The organism is Mesorhizobium sp. LNHC229A00 (assembly GCF_000502415.1).
In the GTDB taxonomy this organism is placed as follows: domain Bacteria; phylum Pseudomonadota; class Alphaproteobacteria; order Rhizobiales; family Rhizobiaceae; genus Mesorhizobium.
This window is the reverse complement of the sequence record NZ_AYWQ01000016.1, coordinates 163,162-181,692: the sequence shown is the minus strand read 5'-3', so window position 1 is coordinate 181,692 and position 18,531 is coordinate 163,162. Positions and strand designations below refer to the sequence as shown.

Here is an 18,531-nt window from a genome sequence, read left to right as displayed (position 1 = left end):
CCAGGCAGGCTGTCCGCGGGCAAGCGTGTCGAGCGCGCCCAGGGCGGCGCCGGCCGCGAAGGCGGCGTCAGCGTCGCTGGAGGCGCCATCGGTGGCGAGCGCCCAGACCGGGATGGTCGGCGGCAACGTTGGCTTGGCGGTGGCCGGATCAAGGCGAATCATGAAATTGAGGGTAAAGCGGCCGTGCGCTTTGCGCCATTGGCTTTGCGCCAAAACGCACAGCCTGTCGGAGCAACAAAACGAACGATAATGTTGCATTATCGTTCGTATTCCTCTCTAGTAGAAAAATGGCCCAAAACGTCGAGCAGAAGCCAAGAAATCACCCTCAGCAGGGCTCCGCATCGTCGCGCAGCGCGGGGGCCGATGTCGATCAACCCGCGGCGCAGACGTCGGCCGGCGACCTGCCTGATATTGTCGATGTTGTGCTCGCTATGAGCCAGACCGCGGACGATCCCGAGAATGGCGAAAAGTCCCCTGCCCCGCTGCCGGCGTCCGGTTTGGCGCCAACGTTTGGCCTGCCGGCGCATCTGGGAAAACTCGCCGATCGCGCCCGCGACTACGTTGAGGCGGCTAGCTCCGCCAACACCCGGCGTGCCTACGCCGCCGACTGGAAGCATTTTTGCGCCTGGGCGCGCCGCCAGAACATCGAGGTGTTGCCGCCCGATCCTCAGACTGTCGGCCTTTACATCGCCGCGCAAGCATCGGGATCTGGTCGGGACAAAAAATCGGTGGCGACGATCGAGCGCCGCCTTTCTTCGCTGTCTTGGAATTATACTCAACGTGGCCAACCACTGGACAGGAAAGACCGCCACATCGCCACCGTGCTCGCCGGTATTCGCAACACCCACGCCTCCCCTCCCCTGCAGAAGGAAGCCATTCTGCCCGAGGATTTGATCGCCATGCTGGAAACGCTCGATCGCGGCACGCTGCGCGGCCTGCGTGATCGCGCCATGCTGCTGATTGGCTTCGCTGGCGGCTTGCGGCGCTCGGAAATCGTCGGCCTCGATCTCGGGCGTGACCAGACCGAGGATGGCTGCGGTTGGGTCGAGATTTTCGACAAAGGTATTTTGGTGACGTTGCGCGGCAAGACTGGCTGGCGCGAGGTCGAGATCGGTCGTGGCTCCTCCGACGCTACCTGCCCGATGGCCGCCCTGCAGACCTGGCTGAAGCTTGCACGGATTGGGCACGGACCCCTATTTCGACGCGTCACCGGCCAAGGCAAGGCTGTCGGCGCCGAGCGATTGAACGACCAGGAGGTGGCGCGCCTGGTCAAGCGGGCGGCGCTCGCTGCCGGCGTGCGCGGTGACCTGTCGGAAGGCGAACGCGGCCAGAAGTTTTCCGGCCATTCGCTGCGCGCTGGCCTCGCCTCCTCGGCCGAGGTCGACGAGCGCTATGTGCAGCAGCAACTCGGCCACACCAGCGCAGAGATGACCCGCAGATATCAGCGAAGGCGCGACCGGTTTCGGATCAATCTCACCAAGGCGTCGGGACTGTAGAAGACGGAGTCCGCTCCCCTGCCAATCTGGCATACCTCTCCCAAATTCGGGCGTTGCGGGCCAATAACTCAACACTGACCGATTTCGCCATTCTCTCCTTGCAAATCAGGAATTGCACTCCATAATTGCTAGGATGATAAAGCGTCGGATCGAAACGCAACTCGCCGAACTGATAGACACCATCCCAGCGATGGCGCTAATTGGGCCGCGCCAGGTTGGCAAGACTACGCTTGCGCTCGAAATAGCCGAGACACGGCCGTCGATCTATCTCGATCTCGAGTCCGATGCGGACAGAGCCAAGCTCGCGGAACCGGAGCTCTACCTTGCCGAGCACGAAGACGAGTTGGTGATCCTCGATGAGGTCCATCGGCTTCCAAACCTCTTCCAAAATCTTCGTGGCTTGATCGATCGCGGTCGCCGCAGCGGCAAGAGGACCGGGCGCTTTCTGCTGCTGGGTTCCGCTTCCATCGATCTCCTCAGGCAGACTGGCGAGACGCTCGCCGGCCGTATCGCCTATCTTGAAATGCATCCCATTGATGGACTGGAGGTGCCGGCCGAACAGTTGAACCCTTTGTGGGTGCGCGGCGGCTTTCCCGACAGCTTTCTGGGGGCGAGCGACCGCGCCAGTCAGCGGTGGCGGCAGGACTTCATCCGCACCTACCTCGAACGCGATATCCCGCTGCTCGGGCCTCGTATTCCGGCCGAAACGCTGCGCCGCTTCTGGACCATGCTGGCACATCATCAATCCGGCCTCCTCAACGCTGCCGACTTTGCCCGGGCCCTCGGAGTCGATGGCAAGACAATTGCCTCGTACCTGGACCTGCTAGTCGATCTGCTGCTAGTGCGAAGGCTCGAGCCGTGGCATGCAAATGTCGGAAAACGTCTGGTCAAGTCGCCGCGGGTTTACGTGCGCGACAGTGGCATTGCACATACGCTGCTTGGACTGACAACCCTTGAGGACGTTCTCGCCCATCCCGTGGCCGGCGCCAGTTGGGAAGGTTTTGTCATTGAGACATTGATTGCGGTCGCACCGTCGGGCACAGAAGCCAACTTCTATCGCACATCCGCCGGCGCCGAGATTGACCTCCTCTTGACCCCTCCAGGCAGCCGCCCTTGGGCGATCGAAATCAAGCGCAGCCTGACACCAAAAGTGGAGAAGGGCTTTCATTTGGCGTGCGAGGACGTAGATCCGAGCCGTCGCCTCGTGGTCTATCCAGGAGCAGAGCGCTTCCCGTTGAAACATGACGTCGAGGCGGTACCGCTTCATATCCTTGCGAAAACGCTGGCCGAAATTGGCGGATAGGCTTTTCGCCCGGCTCTCTGTCCCCTACGACCCCCATCCAGCACACAGCGCTTTTACGGCATTTCACCCTGTCGCTGACCCACTGAGGTCTTTCAAAGCGTTAGTCGCGGCCTAGCCTGCGCGTCGATCATCGCCCGAAACAGTGCGATGAGCATTAGTCCGCTCAGAAATTACCCGTTTCATGCCCGTTCCGTGGATTTCTGAGAGAGCCGCCTTTGCTGTTGATCTGGCTGCCCCGGTGTGAGATGGCCGCGCCGGTTACTGTAGTGTTGTCGTGTCCCATGACCTCGATCGCTTCCTGCCAACTCGACTTATGTCCATAAAATGGACGGACGAGAGCCGCGGCCCTTCGTGCTGGTCGATCGCCGAACTGGGGCAGGACAAGGCGATCGCTGAGGCCGAGTTACTACTGCTCATCGTGGCTGACCAGTTCGGGCCGACTACAACGCGCATGTTGTTGAAACGGGTCCTCACTCACCGTCGGCCTTGCTGAAGTCTATTGCTAGGCGATGCCCAGCACGTGGTCCCGGCCGAACTGGAAGCTCCTGCTGGTGCCAAAGGGCAACTTCAAGAATTGAGGTTTCTTGTCCGCTGACAAAATCGGCAAATTGCGCAGCCTATTCAATTCTTTGAATCAGATTATATTCATTATGCCGCGCAGAATGCGATCAGAGGGCATTAACCTCTTGTTAACTTAAAACTTCTTGCCGGCACGAACGAATCGGACATAATGACGGTTGCTTGGCCACATTCCGCCAAAAATCGTTTTTAGAGAGTCTTGATCGAATGAACGTGAGTTCGCCCGTTCCCGCGAAAACCCCATTGCTGTTCGAGAAACGCATTCTCGAACAGGGCGATCAGATATCAAAGAAGCTGCACCTTCTCTCGATGCAGCGTTTTCCTCCCCACGCCAAAAAGAGTTTGCGTTCTTTTTCGTTGGCGGAGGTAGCCACGTATCTCGGTGTTTCTCAGAGCCATCTAAAGAAACTACATCTAGAAGGCAAAGGCCCTGTACCTGAAACCTCGTCTTCTGGCAGACGATCCTACACGGCCGGGCAGATGATCGAGCTACGCCAATACCTTGACCAACACGGGCGTTCCGATACCCGCATGTATGTTCCCCATCGTCGGTCGGGCGAGAAACTTCAAATCCTAGCTGTGGTTAACTTCAAGGGAGGTAGCGGCAAAACAACGACAGCAGCTCATCTCGCCCAGTATCTCGCTCTGACGGGACACCGTGTATTGGCTGTCGACCTTGATCCCCAGGCGTCGCTGTCTTCACTGCACGGGTTCCAGGCAGAACTCGACCAGACGAAATCGCTTTACGATGCGATCCGCTATGACGACGAGAAGGTTTCTCTATCGGAAATCATCAGGCCAACAAATTTCCCAGGATTGGATATCGTCCCAGCGAACCTTGAGCTGCAAGAATTCGAATACGATACGCCTTTGGCGATGACGGACAGGACGTCTAACGTGGGGAGGGCCTTCTTCACGCGCATCTCGACGGCATTGGGTGAGGTCGACGCCCTATATGATGTCGTCGTTATCGATTGCCCACCGCAACTGGGCTATTTGACGATTACAGCGTTGACCGCGGCAACGTCAGTCTTGATAACGATCCATCCGCAGATGCTCGATGTCATGTCAATGGGCCAATTCCTGTTGATGCTCGGGAATATTCTGGAGCCAATCCGGGCAGCGGGTGCCGAGGTGAACCTGGAGTGGTATCGCTATCTTATAACGCGATACGAGCCGACGGATCAGCCGCAGGCGCAAATGGTGGCGTTCCTCCACACGCTTTTTGGTGAGTTCATCCTCAAGAACCAGATGCTGAAATCCACGGCGATTTCTGATGCGGGGATTACCAAGCAGAGCCTCTACGAAGTCGAAAAAAACGCAATGACTCGTTCCACATACGAGCGGGCAATGGATGCACTCGATGTCGTAAACGGAGAAATCGCTACGTTGATACATAAAGCATGGGGGCGCTGACTTGTCCGCTGACAAAAAGGGACTTTTGCGCAGTGCTTTCAACAGACTAGGTTGTGTCCGGAGGTAGACTAAGATGGCACGTAAGAATCTTCTTTCCGGCCTCGCAGAGACAGAGGCAGACGACCAGCTGACATCTAGCTCAACTGCGGCCTATCCGATTCGCGGTGCTTCGAAATCCATGATCCGCTCCGTTAACGAACTGGCAAAGCAGGCGGATGCGTACCTTGAAGGTGAGCATGTAGTCGAACTCGACCCGAATGCTATTGACGGCTCTTTCGTTTCCGATCGCATGGATGACGACAGGGAACAGTATCAGGAACTGCTGGAAGCGATTCAGCAGAGGGGTCAGGATTCCCCCATTCTTGTGCGCCCCCACCCGAGCATCGAAGGTCGCTTCATGATCGTCTTTGGGCATCGGCGCGTCCGGGTGGCCCGAGATCTCCGACGGAAGGTTAGGGCGGTCATCAAGGAGATTGACGACAAGGCTCATGTCATTGCTCAGGGCCAGGAAAATTCTGCCCGAGCAAATCTCAGTTTTATCGAGAAGGCGATGTTCGCAAAGCGTCTCGAGGAGTTGAATTACGACAGAGATGTCATCTCCTCGGCATTGGCTGCGAACGCCTCCGCCGTCTCAAAAATGGTGTCGGTTGCTACACGGATCCAGCCATCTGTCATAAGTAAAATTGGATCAGCTCCGTCTATAGGCCGCGAGCGGTGGGTTGAGCTATCGCTGCTCGTCGGCAAGAAATCGGACATGGTCGATGAAATCCTCTCCGAACCCGAATTCAGTGGGCTAGAGAGCAACCGACGCTTTGAGCAGTTGTTCATGGCCCTGAACGCAAAGGACAAGCGCGTCCGCAAGGCCAATGTGAAGCCCGGCGCGCAATCGTGGGCTCCGGATGACCAGTCGGTTAGCGTCAGCGTTCAGAGAGTAGGGAAGGCCGTCACGATCGCCGTAAAGGAGACGGATGGCAGCCGCTTTGGAACTTGGATTTCCGACAATCTGCAAGGCCTCTACGAGGCCTTCAGAAAGTCGGAGAAAGCAGCAACAGGAGACTAAAACCGCAAAAGAAAAAGGCCCCCGAACGTCGCCGTCGCGGAAGCCCTTCTCGTAGATCGCACTTCGAGAATCTCATTTTCGCGAATCACTGTCAAGAGACATAGCGTCGGTTTTCGGCGAGCGGATTTCTTTTGCCTTCTTGAAAGGTGAGGGAAATGGAGAGTGGATACGCAACGACGCCCTTTGGGCGGCGGCCGATGACGCTTGCCTTGGTGCAGGCGAACACGGCAGCACGAGAGATCCCTGAAGGAGCTCTTGTCGAAAAATGGCAAGTCTATCGCTGGCTATGTGAAGGCAAGACCATTGTAGGTGTGGGAGATCGCGCTCTGGCTGTGCTGAGCGGGCTTCTGTCCTTCTATCCGGACGACCAGATCAGCGAGGAAAACGGCCTGATGGTCTTTCCTTCGAATGCGCAGCTGTCGCTTCGCGCACACGGCATGCCCAGTTCCACGTTGCGACGACACCTGGCCGAGCTGGTAAGTTGTGGCCTGATCATCCGTCGAGACAGTCCAAACGGCAAAAGGTTCGCCCGGAAGGGAAAAGGTGGTGCTATTGCGGAAGCGTTCGGATTTTCGCTGGCGCCGCTGCTGACGCGGGCCGCTGAGTTTCAGCATGCTGCCGAACAGGTGCGCGCCGACAGCCAGGCGCTCAGGTTAATGAGGGAGCGGATTACGCTCCATCGTCGTGACATCCACAAACTCGTCGAGGCTGCGATCGAGGAGGGCGTTCCTGGCGACTGGGGAGCCGCCTGGAGACGGTTTAGGGCCATTGTAGATGCAATCCCGCGGCGGGCAGGGCTGTCCGAATTGGAGGCAATTGTTGCCGAGCTGACCAAACTTCATGACGATGTGGATATGATGCTGGAAAACTTCATGAATTCCACGAATCCTAGCGCCAATGAGTCCCAAAATGAGCGGCAGCAATCTGATTCAAACACAGACTCTATTTTTGTATTTGAACCGGCTTTAGAGAAAAGCAGGGCAGCGGTCGAACCAAGGCAGACAACCGACGAGAAGCCGAAAAGCTATCCGATAGGACTTGTGCTGAAAGCTTGCCCCGAAATTTCAGACTATGCCGTGCGAGGGATCGGAAACTGGCGCGATTTGATGATCACCGCGGCCCAGGTGCGAGGCTACCTTGGTATATCGCCCTCAGCATACGAGGAGGCTTGCCATGTAATGGGCCAGGAGGTCGCTCCCATCGTGATTGCCTGCATCTTGCAACGGGCGCAGCATATCAACTCGGCCGGCGGTTATTTGCGGGTTTTGACCGAAAAGGCGAGGGCAGGGCAGTTTTCCGTCGGACCGATGCTGATGGCGGCGCTGAAGGCGAATGGCGTGACGGCGAGGATGGCCGGATGAGAAATGCGAGCGCCGCGTGCTTGACGACCGTGTTAGGTAGCATTTTGTGGATACGCTTCCAAGATTTCGACAATGCAAGATTATCATTCGTTGTAGTATTCCGACAAGCTGTGCGTTTTGCTGCGAAAGTGATGGCACAAAGCGCACAGCAGCTTTACCCTCCAAATCATGATTCGCCTCGATCTTGCGACCAGCCCCGCGCCGCCGACCGTGCCGGCCTGGGCCGTCGTCGCCGGCAGCACGTCTGACGTTGCCGACGCCGCCTTCCAAATGGATGGGCCGGGTCGAAGCGGTGATCTTTGCGGCCAGCAAACCGGTGCCGCGCGAGACACTGGCGCGGGTCGTTGGCAGAAGCTGCAATCTCGAGCTGGTCATCGACGACATCCGCGCCGAACTCACCGGTCGCCCCTACGAGCTGGTTGCGGTCGCCGGCGGCTGGCAGCACCGGACCAAAAAAATTTTTGGCGACGCCATCCGCGCCGCCTTCGGCCAGCAAGGCGGCCAGGGCGAAAAAGAGCTGTCGCAGTCGGAGGCTCTTGTCCTCATGTGTATCGCCTATTTCCAGCCGATCACCCGTGGAGAGCTGTCGTCCTTCTTCGGCAAGGAGGTGTCACGCGACCTGATCGGCGTGCTGCGCGGGCAGGACCTCATCGCCTCGGGGCCGCGCAGCCCGCAGCCGAAGGCGCCCTACACCTATGTGACGACGAAAACGTTCCTGTCGCAGTTCGGGCTCGACACGCTGCGCCAGCTGCCGGATTTCGAGGCGCTCGAGGACGCCGGCTTGCTTTCAAAGGAGAAACTGCTGGCGGGAGATATTGTGACAGGATTGGCGGGCAGAGAAAATCGCGACGAAGAAGAAGGGTCGGTGACCGAGGTCATGGAAGTCGAAATATCTTGAGCCGTTGTCCCTGGATCTCGACCATAGCGACAGTTCCCAAGCCACACCAGGTGATTAATCGTGAAACGATCGCCAGTCAGACCACTGGCAAAATGTATTCCATCAAGAGCGGTTAAAACTGTGTGGCGACTTCTGTTTTAGCGCTATGCTTTGCGAGCCGAGACACTGAGCGATTGCGGAGCATGAATGAGCCGGGAGTTGCGGATCAGGCCTTCGGCGGATGTCGATGAAAGTCTATCCAACACCGCACGATCATAGACCGCCAGGCAATTCGGCCGAAGTCAGCTGTGAAGCATATAGCTTGCCGTTGACGGCAAACCGGTCATAAGGGAAATTACTCAGCCGCCGCCCTGTTTGCCACTCGCCTTCCTACGATCGCGTCAAATATTTCTTGATTGCTGCGTACGCTTGTTAACAATGCGGATTGAGTACTAAGGCTTAGATGACTTGCGTCCACAGGTATTTGGAGCATATGGCATCCTCATGGGCGCTATTGAAAAACCTGCCGATGAGCTGCTGCAAGATTTCGCGAAGGCCACCGCCGATCACAAGCAGGAGTTGATCCGTGATCCCGCGACGATTTTCAAGTTTGCGACCTATGACATCGACTACATCGCGAGCGGGCTGGAAAGCCCGATCCGGGCGTTGAACAGAATGCTCTTTGTTCAATATTTCTCCGCAATGGAGGCTTATCTCAGCGATCGGTTGATCAAAGTCGTCATGGATGAAACGGCGGCAATGTCGGCATTGGTGAAGAACAACAAGGAATGGAGCGGCGAAAAGATCCCGGTCACCGAACTGGCGGCCAATCCTGCCGCATACCGCGACTGGGTGCTCACACGCCTGCGTGAGCTGCCCTACCATAACTTTGTGAAAATAGATAATTACTACCGGGGCGCTTTGGGCTTCACTATCTTCCCCAACAAACTAGTCAAGGCGACGCTGATGGCCTTTTTGCCGGTTCGTCATGACTGCGTCCATCGCTACGGCTACGACCATGAAGGCCAGGAGCGTTCGATAAGCAAGGATGACCTGGCCGAACTCGAGAAGGCCGCTGAAGCCATGGTCGAGCATATCGAAGCCGCCTTCGCTCAACGCCCGATTTGAGAAAAGACAGGGCGCCATCAAGTACGCAGCGCCGTGCATCTCCTGGCGAAGTGCCGGCGTCCTTAGGGGAGGCGCCTCTGGCCGCGATGCCAGTTGCCTATTCGCTGCCGCTGGTTGTGCGTTTGCGGTTGACCCACTGGATTTCACCTGAAGTCATGAAGACAATTGCACCCCGATCAAGCGCCAGAAGCTCGAGATATTCCAGCAACTGGCCCGCATAGGCCTGGCGGTCGGCCGGCGATGGCGCAATGTCGCTCTTCCAGTCGAATGCAGCGACAGCGACGCCAGCGTCGAAGGCTATCGCATCGGCACGGGCAGATACGAGCAATGTTTCAGATCGGACGCCGTATAGGGGGATTTCGGGCACCATGTTGGCTATATAGGGCTTCAAGCCAGGGAGCGTGAAAGTGCGCATCGCGGTCGCGGCCATTTCGGCCGGAGCTGGTCTTCCTGCATCTGCGGTAATCAGCTGGCCCGCGAGGACTTGGGCACGGCCTTCCAAATGGTTGGGATCTGGCTCAACGACTTGCGTGAGGAGCTCTTCTATCAATTTGTGTAAGATAATGCCGCGGAGCGCCCCTGCACCTTCAACAAGGGCGTCTGGTGTGGATTGAATGCCACTTTCTGACGTGTCGATTCCTGCCCGATCGATAAGCTCGCGGTCGACATCGTCGATACTCGGTCGGTGCCATCTGATGCGCGGATTGGAGACCTCGATATGCTCGCTTTCCTCGGCAAACAGCTGCGAGGTCTGACTGTTGGTGGTCAGTGGTGACCGCATGTTGCGGGGCTTTGAGGTAGGATGTCTTATCTCGGCAAGCGATGCCTGGCCCAGATCGAGGAATTTTGCCCAGCCGCCAAGAGGTGACCAGCCGGGCGCGGGAAGAACGAGCAGGTCGAGGGCGCGGGTGCATGCGACATACAACAGCCTCTCATGTTCCTGCGCCGCCTCCGCTCGATCGGCCGCAACTGTCTCATCAAGCGTGCTCGAAATGATATCGCCCAGCGTCCAGTGTACGCTGTTGTCGGCTGAGCGGTGAAAGAAGTCGTTTGCATCGTCCGGCATGGTGACGAAATTGATCGGGATGACGACGGGCCATTCCAGTCCTTTCGCCTTGTGCACCGTGACGATATCAATGCTGTTGCGCTGGGCGTCGGATGGGGCCTCATCCGTCGGCGCGCCGGCGTCCCAGTCGCCGGCCAGATCGATCGCCAGCTGTTTGAAGCCGCGCACATGATAGCTGCGTGTTTGCTCCAGCAAGGCGCCGATATTGCCAAGGGAGCGTGCCCGCTCCTCATCGCTTCGGCTTGCAATGCTGGGCATTGCGCGCAGCCGCTCGATCGCTTCTGAAAGGATTGCGTGGGGCGTCGTTGAGCGGCGCTTTCGCCACAGATCCTGCAGGATCGTAAGAACCTCTCTGGCCACCGGGTGATGGACAAGCGACAGATCGGTGTTGAGGTCAAGGAAGGCCTTTTCGTCGTGCTGTTTGAGAGCGGTGGCGATATCGAGAAGGTCCTTTTCTGTCAGTCCAACAAGAGGGCCTCGCAAAACCGCTCCCAGCGCCAACGTGTCTCGGCTGTCGGCCAGCGCCCTGACCAGGGCAACGAAGTCCTGCGTCTCCTGACGCCGGTAAAGGTTCTTGCCCGCTTGGGAAGCGACCGGGATCGCCAGTTCCTCCAAGGCGCGCTCATATCGCCAGAGCCCCGTGCGGCGAGGTGCCAGAAGCGCAATGTCGCCGGGCTCGGCCAAGGCAATTTTGCCGCTCGATCGTCGCACCATCACATTTCCAATCAGCCTGCCGCAAAGCTCGGCGACGGCTTTTGCCTCGACATCGCGGATGGTGTCGGCATAGGCGTTGGGGGCAACGTCGTAGCTCAATCGCGCGACACTCTGGATTCGGTCCAGGTCTTCCGCGACTGTCGCCGCCAGCGTGACGTAGCCGCCCTGTTGTATGGTCAAGCGTTCCGCAAAAACCTGGTCGACATGCTCGAGGATGCTCTTTCCCGATCGGAAGTTTGCCTTGATCTGAAGGACATTGCCTTGAAACTGGGTCTCTACCGCCGCGCGTGCGCGCAGATAAGTCTTGAGGTCCGCACCACGGAAGCGATAGATCGCCTGTTTCGGATCGCCCACCATGAACAATGCGCCCGGCCGCATGATGCGCTCTTCCCATGCGACCGCGCTGCCTGTCTCGCTCGTGATCAGGAACAAGATTTCTGTCTGGACCGGGTCTGTGTCCTGGTATTCATCGACCAGGATGTGCCGGTAACGCTTGGCGACATCTTCACGCACTTTTTCGTTCGAACGCAAAAGATCGCGCGTGCGCATCAAGATGTCGTCAAAATCCAAAACCGCCGCATCGCGCTTGAACGTCTCGAAGGCCTTGAGAAGCCCGTCTGTCTCACCGAAGAAACCTGCAAGCAGCGTATCGGCAATCGTTGCCATGCAATCGCCGAACAATCGCGCGCAACGCTCGTAGTGCTGCCTTCCTTCTTCCGCCAGCAAGGGGCCCTCGCTCTTGCCGGCTGAACGGTCCCAATGGTTTTGCCGAAGCTTGTAGCGCGCGAGCTTGTGGCCATCGCGTCGCGAAAGGGTCGGACTCTTGACCTGAACCAGTGACCACAGTTGCGAGAACGGCAGCCCATCCGAGCGCGCATCCGAGATTGCGTTGGCAAGCGCCTCGAAAGCCGTGACATCCTCAAATGCCTCATCCGGGGCCGGCACCCGGCTGATCCAGCGCCGGAATTCAGCGATGGCGTCGAACAGCTCATGCACCAAGCCGCCATAGGCAGCGGGCGTGAGTGGCCTTGCTTCAGGATAAGAGCGGCGAAACCTAGCAAGCGCCGTCAGTGTCTTGACCGCCAGCTTCGGATCGTCCGCGGCCATCACGACGATTGGGTCGTCAGGCCGTGATGCCAGCCCGAGCCTTGTGCCAAGCCAGTTGTCGAAAATGCTTTTGAAGGCAAGATCGGTCTGCTCGGCATCCATGACGACGGCGCCCGGGTCGACGCGTGCCTCCACGGCGTAGCTCTGCAATATCTCGAGGCAAAAGCTATGGATCGTTGAGGCTGTCAGATCGCCAAGCTGTGGTCTTGCATTGCGCAGGGCTTCGATTGGATCGTCACGTAGCGGCTGCTCGCTAAATGCCGGTGCAAGGTCCTTCGGCACCATGCCGTTGATCAGCATGCTGGCGAATTTATCCACTCGCGCCCGCAATTCGCCCGCAGCTCGCTCGGTAAAGGTAATGGCTGCGATGCTTGAAGGCAGGCGCCCGGCTGCCAGCAACATCACGACGCGCCCTGCCAATAACGACGTCTTGCCCGTTCCGGCAGATGCCTCGACAAGGAGCGTGGCGTCCAAGTCTGTCAGCGCGCGCCAGCGCTCCCGGTCGTCCGGCCTGCTTGTCATTTCGACCCCCAGAATGCGGCAAGGTCGCGACCGGCAGCCTCTCTTATGGCGCTCGACTTCCGGTCGACGTAACTGGCCGACGCCGGCAAAGCGATCTTGCCGAAGCGTTCGGGCATCACCGCAACGCCTGGATAGATAACGCCATTTTCAAGGACGATGCGCGCCTGCCTTACCCAGTTCGCGACAAGATCCCCAAGCTGCTGTCCGTTCTCAAGCGCATAAGCTTTTACCGGTGGCCGCAAATAGATCAGCCGGGCAGCAACCCTGGTGATGTCTGGAAGCAATTGCCGGCAGGCAAGCGAATAGAGCACCCGCTGCAGTTCGGCGCCGCCGCCAATATTTATTTTGTCCGGCGCCTTGGGCCTCTGGCCCGTCTTGTAGTCGGTAACCCGAACAGCCTGGGCGACGGTACGAAGATCAAGGCGGTCGATCGCACCCTGAATGCGGATGTCGGTACCCGGCAGGACGACCGGCTGCTCGGGATCCCAGGGCAGAGGTGTGCTTAATGCAGCCTCGCGGGCGCCGCCTCCGAAGGGGACTTCCGTCCAGGAGCGGGTGTCGGCCTCCGTCAACGTTTCAAAGGTAAGGCCGGTGAGGCTGAGTTTGACCGCTTGCCGGACTGTGCTTTCCCACAAAACCGGCGGCGGAACATTGGTCTCAAGCGGCCAGGTCGCAAGCACATGAGCGGCCGCGGTTGCCAATGCGTCCTCGACTTCGTGGCGCGCGGCCGCCTTGAAGCCAGGCTCCGGCTCAAGGTGGTCGACTGTCCTTCGCAACAGCTCGTGGACGAGCCGCCCCATGTCGTCGGCTGGAAGGATAAGCCCACGTTCCTTGTGAACCAGGTCGCGCCAGCCAAGCGCGTAGTACCAGACATAAGCCAGCGGGTCGCGCAACAGCCGCGACAGGGATGTCGGGGACTGGGGCTTTTCAAGCAGCGACGACAGAGCAGGGTGTGAGCCGCCGACTATACCATCATGGGGCGTCAGCCTTGCGGACCGCCAGTCGTTCCAGGCCGCTATTGCGGAGCTCACCATGGGATTGTCGGCGCGATCTTGCGGCCGGGCTAGCAGCCGATCGGCCTCAGTAAGCGCGTGAAGCGCCGGCTGCTCGCGCGGCACGATTTCCAAAGTCTCGGTCGATGCTTGCAGCGTGCTTTGCCCGATACGCTTGCCGTCCCCGGAAAGCCTGGCGCTAGACAGCACCGCCAGCTGCGCAGTCGCCACGACGTTTTCAAAGCAGCGCCGGTCAGAAGTTTCCAGCGGATCCGGATCGATCAGCGCCCGCAGCACGATGTAACCTGGAAGCATCGGGTCACGGCCGCTGTCGCGCGGCCATGACTTGGTATTGAGCCCCATCAGCCAGGCAAAGCGGCGTGGCGCGGCGGCCAGCTGGTCAACCGAGCACCACGCTATTGAATCGGCTGGATCGCGGTCGTCGGCCACACGCAGCGCCTGAAGTGAAAACATCAGCGCTGACGCCGGCGCGGCGCGTAGCGCATCGTCCCAAAGATTGCGGGCCCGTCCCCGAAGCAGCAGCTTGCCGGCTGCTTCGGCCTGGCTTGTCCCCATTTCCAGCAGCCTGATGACAGGCATCAGAATCGATGAAACTGACGCGTTGGCGGTCAGCGCCCGCTCCCACTCTGCGGCGCTCGACAGCGACGCTTCGCTTGAGACCGGCAAACGGCCATCGGGCAGGCCATCGAGGACGGTTCCCTGGTTGACGGCGAGCGCCAGCATCCTGCGAATGCGCGCCTGGCCAAGGCCACCTTGCAGAGCGTCGGCAAGTGCCGCGCATCGCTGCCCGTCCTTGGTTGCAAGCGCGGGCCGGCCATGCACGAAACAGAGCGGTAGGCTGGAGCCGCTCGCCAGCGCCAGCAAATAGTCATCACATGCGAAGGGAGCCGTCGTTGCGATCGCGATTTCGCCTGCTTTGGCCTTGCCGGAGGAAAGCAGCGCGCGAGCCCAGCGCATGGCTTGCAAGGCCTCGTGATAGGGATCGGCGCAACTGATGTCGCGTCGAGTTCCCTGGCCCCTAGAAGCCTGCCGGAGCCTGCCTTTAAACCAAGCCGCATCGCAACAGGGCGGCGCCATCCACTCGACATCGATCGTGTCGCACAAATCGTTGATCAGCGGGCGCCAGATTGGATCGACAGCATGGACCCCTTCAAGACGAAGCGATCCGATCACGCGCGGGCCAAACCGCACGGCTTCGCGCGCCAACCGGCAAAGATCGGGCAAGAGCAACTCTCCCGGCTGCAGATGAAGACGCATTTCATCTTCGATCCGCGCCAAATCCCGCAGACGTGGTTTAGACGCTGCGTCTGCGCTTCGGAGGTCATAACCGGCGCGCCAGACATCCCCAAGTGTGCGCAGGATAGCTCTTGCCGCGCCTGGAAGATCGCGTATTGGAAAAATCTCGTCGAGCAGATCCGCACGAGCCAGTGCCGTGCGCACGCCGACCTCGATACTTTCGCGTGAAGCAGGCCGCAGCAGGCCACCTGCAAGGCGCGCCGCCAGAGACGCGGCCGTCATGATCTGCAACCCATGCTCGCTATCGCGTGCTGCCGAAGCGCGGCGCATCGCATAGGCCAGCCATCCTTGCACGAGCACGCTCTTAAGAGACGGGCTTTCGGTCATGTCTTCTCCGGATCCTCAGCTTTAGTCTTCGCTTGACCCTGCCGCCGGGTCCTAATCAAGATGCAGAAAGACGATGGGTTCAGTTTGCAAACAATGCCCTTGCCATGATCACCAGACTCTGACGCCGTGCCAAGCTCCAAAATCATTCCAACGAGGCGCGTCATGAGCATCCCCGAGAAATCTACAATCGCGTACGCCAATGGATGATTTCGGTCAGGGATTTCGAGATCGCCAGGAGCGCGGCAACGTTCTTGCTCGAGGAGATCGACGAGACAGCCAGATATCGCCTGGCTGATCTTCGAAAATTCAAAGGTTTTCAGAAAAGGCGGGGGAACTCGTATCTCGACTGGGCGGACATCCTGTTCAGGCCGATCCGGCGGTGCCAAACAGAACGATGTCATGAGCTTCGCGCAGCACGAGGCTGCGATGCTTTAGTGCCCTGAGATCCAAATTGGCAACGGTGGGGCGAACACCATCGGCGACCATACGGATCGTTTGCGAAATCAGGACGGCAGCAGCAATCATGCCGACAAAGGGAGCGCCTACCGCCACTTGTCCCAACCGCGTCAGGCCGCATTCGTCGAGGCCGCCGCGATCATGGAGATCCTTATAAGCAGGCGGGCGCCCAGCTAGGGCAACAGGCGCATTTCCTTGAGGCCCCGCCTCTTCCACTTCCGGGCCGTCGGCCCAGATGCCGAGCGCCTTGTTTGGCGCTGGGAAACTATGAGTCCTGATCAGGCGGAAATCTTCCACGCCGCTACCGAGGCCGGCCTCGAAAACCGTTGCAAAGCCCGCGCCTTCGAGGATGGCTCGCGCCTGGGGGTTGTCCACGCCGCAAAGCGCCAGCAGGGGTTCGTCGTGGCCAACACGCAGATCGGAAGCGAACCTCCGCTCGACCATCCTGGACTGGAAACCGCGGGCCTCAGCCCAGCCAGCGCAGATGCGGGTCTTCAGCCGCCCGACGTCTGTAGCGAAAGTGAGAACGGATGTGCTCTCGGTCGACGGCCCGACCCGGTCGACGTCCTGAAGGAACAGGCGGACATTTGACGGATCGGCAAAAGGCAGGAGCCCGATCGTCCATAGGAATGCCTGGCCGAGATGGCCAAGCCCAATCACCCAGAAATCCGATGGGAACTGTACCGCGACAGGCCCATCAGACGCCGGCGATCTCCAATCGGCGGACCCCTTGAGATCCCATAGCGACATTCCGATCGATCTGTAGCCTGCCATCGGCTCGCCATCGAAATGGGCGAAGACTTCCGACACGGCCAGCGCTCCGGCAAGCACGCCAGCGGGAGCAAACTCGGCAGAGTCGGGAAGGGCGGGGGCGTCGAACGGCACCAGGCCGGCTCGCCAGCCTTCGAAGGTCGTTCTGATAGCAAAACCCGCGCGATCGATCGCCGGCGGAGTTCCGATGCTGACAAGCGGAACGCCTTGCGGAATGTCCTCGACGACGATGCCCTGAAGGTGTCCTACCGCGTCAGCCAGGGTCGCACCGGCAACGACCGGCAACGTCAAAGGCGCGCCCAGGACGCCCGACACCGTAACGCCGCCTAGGAAGGTGCGGCGAGCGCAATTGAGAGCGGTGAGCAGCGCCGCCTGATGGGTCGGACTCGAGGCTGCGCTCTCGCCGATGAAAAGATGCATCCGGAAAGAATGCAACCGCTGCTCGGCTTCCTCCGCGGTAGCGGCCGTGCCGCGGTCCATGAACAGCTTGGCGGACCTGTTCAGGGTGTCAATGATATCTTCAGCCATGGATTGTTCCTTCAATGCGCAGTGTGGGCCGCAGAAGCGACCGTTTGAGTGCGGTCCAGCGAAAACGGCCCAGGTAGCGATAGAGCCCGATCTCCTCGAACCTGATCGGCTCGGCGGCAAAGCGAGGCAGGATCATCGCGATGTGACCCGGCTCGGCGATCATTGGGTGCAGCCGATCAGATTCGCTTTGCCCAGCACTGCCGGGGTGGGTGTGAACGTCGGCCGCGACAACCTCGCCACGTTCACGGCAGATGTTCCACAAATCCGCCATCGAGCCGCCGTCGATCTCGATGATGCCGGTATCGAACGCGTGAGGATCGATCTCGTCGTAGAACACGATAGAGGTGATCCTGCGGTGCGCAGTATTCGGTCCCAGAAGGAAAGCGCCGCTTTCCCGGTGGTTGCCGCCACGCGCTCGCAGTCCGTGAAGAAGTTCGAGCCACAACTCGACCGGGATCGAGAGATCAGGCGGCTGGCCGAACAGGCGCGAAATAAGCGAACGAAGCCAAAATGTCATGAATGATCTCCACATAATGAACAATTCCGCGGGCGGGCTTCCAGATCAGTTCTGGATGCTCCACGATCCATTGCTCGTGCCCGGGCAACGCCATTCGGTCACACGGCAAATAAAGGGCCGCAGCGTTCCAGTTTGGATTGAACGCCGCCGCCACCCGGCCCGAACCCTTCGGCCAATATTCTGCGGCAAGCGGCACGCCGGTCTCCATGTCGCAAGGCCTGGCGTTCGGCAGTTGCGCTGGATAGCCGTCCAGAAGAAAACGGAACCCCCACTCAGTGCCGTCGCGCGCTCTTATCGCGAAGTCGGCAGTCGGCCACGCCACGCGCAGCAAGCGCCATTGTTGTTTGATCGTGCCGAGCTGGAAATCAGGGCGCTCCAGGTGTTCCTGGAACGCCCTTTCCTCGGCTGTCGGCAAGGCCGCCATCAGCCCTGCACCAGCTTCTTGCGGACCAGGTCGAACACAACGGCGCAGGTTTCGCCGGTGAAGCTGCCCAGATGTGCATTCTGCGGCGGCTGGACACGGCTACCATGGATCTGGAGGACGTGCTCCTCGGCCTCCTCCTTGCCAAGGCCAGCCTTTTCCACGGCCCAGCGCGTCACCTTGGCGATCGTCGCCGAGGGCGCAAACTTGTGCTTGAAGGCTTCCATCTTATAGTGGACCGTGACGTCGACCTTGCGGCAGCGGTGGGCATGGAACACCGGGTGGTCATGGCCATGGAGCGGGTGGTGGTGCTCCAGGGGTTCGTCGTCGTCCTCTTTGAAAATCAGGAGCTCGGCGACATCGATACCGCGCTCTTTCGCCAAGGCAAGGAGATCCCCGACGACGGCAGCCCCTTCCAGTTCGAGGCGATCGGGAGGCTCGGCTCCGGCCGTGAAAAAGATTACAGTCTTCATCTATCAGTTTCCTCTGTTCCGGCACGGCAACAGGCCGCCCTTGAACATTGGATCGGCTGAGCTCAATGAAAGCGGAAAGGCCGCTGCCAAGATTTTTTGA

15 protein-coding genes and 1 pseudogene are annotated in these 18,531 nt (G+C 59.4%); 9 read left to right on the top strand and 7 right to left on the bottom strand.

Annotation, left to right across the window (positions count from 1 at the left end; all coding sequences use genetic code 11):
- Positions 1-213: pseudogene (locus X742_RS1000000174220) on the bottom strand (DUF1403 family protein); the annotation flags it as partial.
- Between the two features lie 74 nt (positions 214-287).
- Between X742_RS1000000174220 and X742_RS145195 the strand changes: the two are divergent.
- The 7 genes from X742_RS145195 to X742_RS145230 all read left to right on the top strand — a co-directional run bounded on the left by X742_RS145195 (position 288) and on the right by X742_RS145230 (position 9,220).
- Complete coding sequence (locus X742_RS145195) at positions 288-1,496, top strand: site-specific integrase (protein WP_023774362.1); 1,209 nt, start codon at positions 288-290, stop codon at positions 1,494-1,496.
- 133 nt (positions 1,497-1,629) lie between these two features.
- On the top strand, positions 1,630-2,799 hold the full coding sequence (locus X742_RS145200) for an ATP-binding protein (RefSeq protein ID WP_023774361.1): 1,170 nt from the start codon (positions 1,630-1,632) through the stop codon (positions 2,797-2,799).
- Positions 2,800-3,585: 786 nt separating this feature from the next.
- A complete protein-coding gene (gene repA / locus X742_RS145210) occupies positions 3,586-4,794 on the top strand; it encodes a plasmid partitioning protein RepA (protein WP_023774358.1) in 1,209 nt (402 codons plus the stop codon).
- 73 nt (positions 4,795-4,867) lie between these two features.
- Entirely contained in the window at positions 4,868-5,854 is a 987-nt protein-coding gene (gene repB, locus X742_RS145215; RefSeq protein ID WP_031248327.1) for a plasmid partitioning protein RepB, read from the top strand.
- 155 nt (positions 5,855-6,009) lie between these two features.
- Positions 6,010-7,215: a plasmid replication protein RepC gene (gene repC, locus X742_RS145220; protein ID WP_023774356.1), complete on the top strand. Its 1,206-nt coding sequence runs from the start codon at positions 6,010-6,012 to the stop codon at positions 7,213-7,215.
- Positions 7,216-7,489: 274 nt separating this feature from the next.
- Entirely contained in the window at positions 7,490-8,113 is a 624-nt protein-coding gene (locus tag X742_RS145225) for an SMC-Scp complex subunit ScpB (protein WP_023774355.1), read from the top strand.
- Positions 8,114-8,596: 483 nt separating this feature from the next.
- Entirely contained in the window at positions 8,597-9,220 is a 624-nt protein-coding gene (locus tag X742_RS145230) for a hypothetical protein (protein ID WP_023774354.1), read from the top strand.
- A 97-nt stretch (positions 9,221-9,317) separates the two neighbouring features.
- Here the strand turns inward: X742_RS145230 and X742_RS145235 are convergent, their stop codons facing one another.
- Together X742_RS145235 and X742_RS145240 are read right to left on the bottom strand one after the other, a co-directional pair.
- On the bottom strand, positions 9,318-12,629 hold the full coding sequence (locus X742_RS145235; RefSeq protein ID WP_023774353.1) for a UvrD-helicase domain-containing protein: 3,312 nt from the start codon (positions 12,627-12,629) through the stop codon (positions 9,318-9,320).
- Positions 12,626-14,599, bottom strand: coding sequence for a PD-(D/E)XK nuclease family protein (locus tag X742_RS145240; RefSeq protein ID WP_198019243.1), 1,974 nt, complete (start codon positions 14,597-14,599; stop codon positions 12,626-12,628). The genes X742_RS145235 and X742_RS145240 overlap by 4 nt, the downstream gene beginning before the upstream one ends.
- Positions 14,600-14,782: 183 nt before the next feature.
- Between X742_RS145240 and X742_RS1000000174940 the strand changes: the two genes are divergently transcribed.
- A complete protein-coding gene (locus tag X742_RS1000000174940) occupies positions 14,783-15,106 on the top strand; it encodes a hypothetical protein (protein WP_198019242.1) in 324 nt (107 codons plus the stop codon).
- A gap of 522 nt (positions 15,107-15,628) precedes the next feature.
- Here X742_RS1000000174940 and X742_RS145250 read toward each other — a convergent pair.
- The 4 genes from X742_RS145250 to X742_RS1000000174215 all read right to left on the bottom strand — a co-directional run bounded on the left by X742_RS145250 (position 15,629) and on the right by X742_RS1000000174215 (position 18,236).
- Positions 15,629-17,020, bottom strand: coding sequence for a hypothetical protein (locus tag X742_RS145250; RefSeq protein ID WP_023774350.1), 1,392 nt, complete (start codon positions 17,018-17,020; stop codon positions 15,629-15,631).
- Positions 17,013-17,357, bottom strand: coding sequence for a hypothetical protein (locus tag X742_RS0138080; RefSeq protein ID WP_128243880.1), 345 nt, complete (start codon positions 17,355-17,357; stop codon positions 17,013-17,015). Before X742_RS0138080 ends, X742_RS145250 begins: the two co-directional genes overlap by 8 nt.
- Before the next feature lie 127 nt (positions 17,358-17,484).
- Positions 17,485-17,961 carry a hypothetical protein gene (locus X742_RS145255; protein ID WP_023774348.1) on the bottom strand — a complete coding sequence of 159 codons (477 nt, stop codon included), beginning with the start codon at positions 17,959-17,961 and terminating at the stop codon, positions 17,485-17,487.
- Entirely contained in the window at positions 17,961-18,236 is a 276-nt protein-coding gene (locus X742_RS1000000174215) for a hypothetical protein (protein WP_156939432.1), read from the bottom strand. The genes X742_RS145255 and X742_RS1000000174215 overlap by 1 nt, the downstream gene beginning before the upstream one ends.
- Here X742_RS1000000174215 and X742_RS1000000174210 point away from each other — a divergent pair.
- Complete coding sequence (locus X742_RS1000000174210) at positions 18,228-18,491, top strand: hypothetical protein (protein WP_198019241.1); 264 nt, start codon at positions 18,228-18,230, stop codon at positions 18,489-18,491. The genes X742_RS1000000174215 and X742_RS1000000174210 overlap by 9 nt on opposite strands.
- The last annotated feature ends 40 nt before the right edge of the window (positions 18,492-18,531 follow it).

Bases quoted from the DNA above. Each gene is read 5' to 3' on its own strand.
- X742_RS145230 (WP_023774354.1), top strand. From the start codon at position 8,597: ATGGGCGCTATTGAAAAACCTGCCGATGAGCTGCTGCAAGATTTCGCG.
- X742_RS145195 (WP_023774362.1), top strand. From the start codon at position 288: ATGGCCCAAAACGTCGAGCAGAAGCCAAGAAATCACCCTCAGCAGGGC.
- repA (WP_023774358.1), top strand. From the start codon at position 3,586: ATGAACGTGAGTTCGCCCGTTCCCGCGAAAACCCCATTGCTGTTCGAG.
- X742_RS1000000174210 (WP_198019241.1), top strand. From the start codon at position 18,228: ATGGAACACCGGGTGGTCATGGCCATGGAGCGGGTGGTGGTGCTCCAG.
- X742_RS145225 (WP_023774355.1), top strand. From the start codon at position 7,490: ATGGGCCGGGTCGAAGCGGTGATCTTTGCGGCCAGCAAACCGGTGCCG.
- X742_RS145255 (WP_023774348.1), bottom strand. From the start codon at position 17,961: ATGGCGGCCTTGCCGACAGCCGAGGAAAGGGCGTTCCAGGAACACCTG.
- repB (WP_031248327.1), top strand. From the start codon at position 4,868: ATGGCACGTAAGAATCTTCTTTCCGGCCTCGCAGAGACAGAGGCAGAC.
- X742_RS145240 (WP_198019243.1), bottom strand. From the start codon at position 14,599: ATGCGCTGGGCTCGCGCGCTGCTTTCCTCCGGCAAGGCCAAAGCAGGC.
- X742_RS145200 (WP_023774361.1), top strand. From the start codon at position 1,630: ATGATAAAGCGTCGGATCGAAACGCAACTCGCCGAACTGATAGACACC.
- X742_RS1000000174940 (WP_198019242.1), top strand. From the start codon at position 14,783: ATGGACCCCTTCAAGACGAAGCGATCCGATCACGCGCGGGCCAAACCG.
- X742_RS145250 (WP_023774350.1), bottom strand. From the start codon at position 17,020: ATGGCTGAAGATATCATTGACACCCTGAACAGGTCCGCCAAGCTGTTC.
- repC (WP_023774356.1), top strand. From the start codon at position 6,010: ATGGAGAGTGGATACGCAACGACGCCCTTTGGGCGGCGGCCGATGACG.
- X742_RS145235 (WP_023774353.1), bottom strand. From the start codon at position 12,629: ATGACAAGCAGGCCGGACGACCGGGAGCGCTGGCGCGCGCTGACAGAC.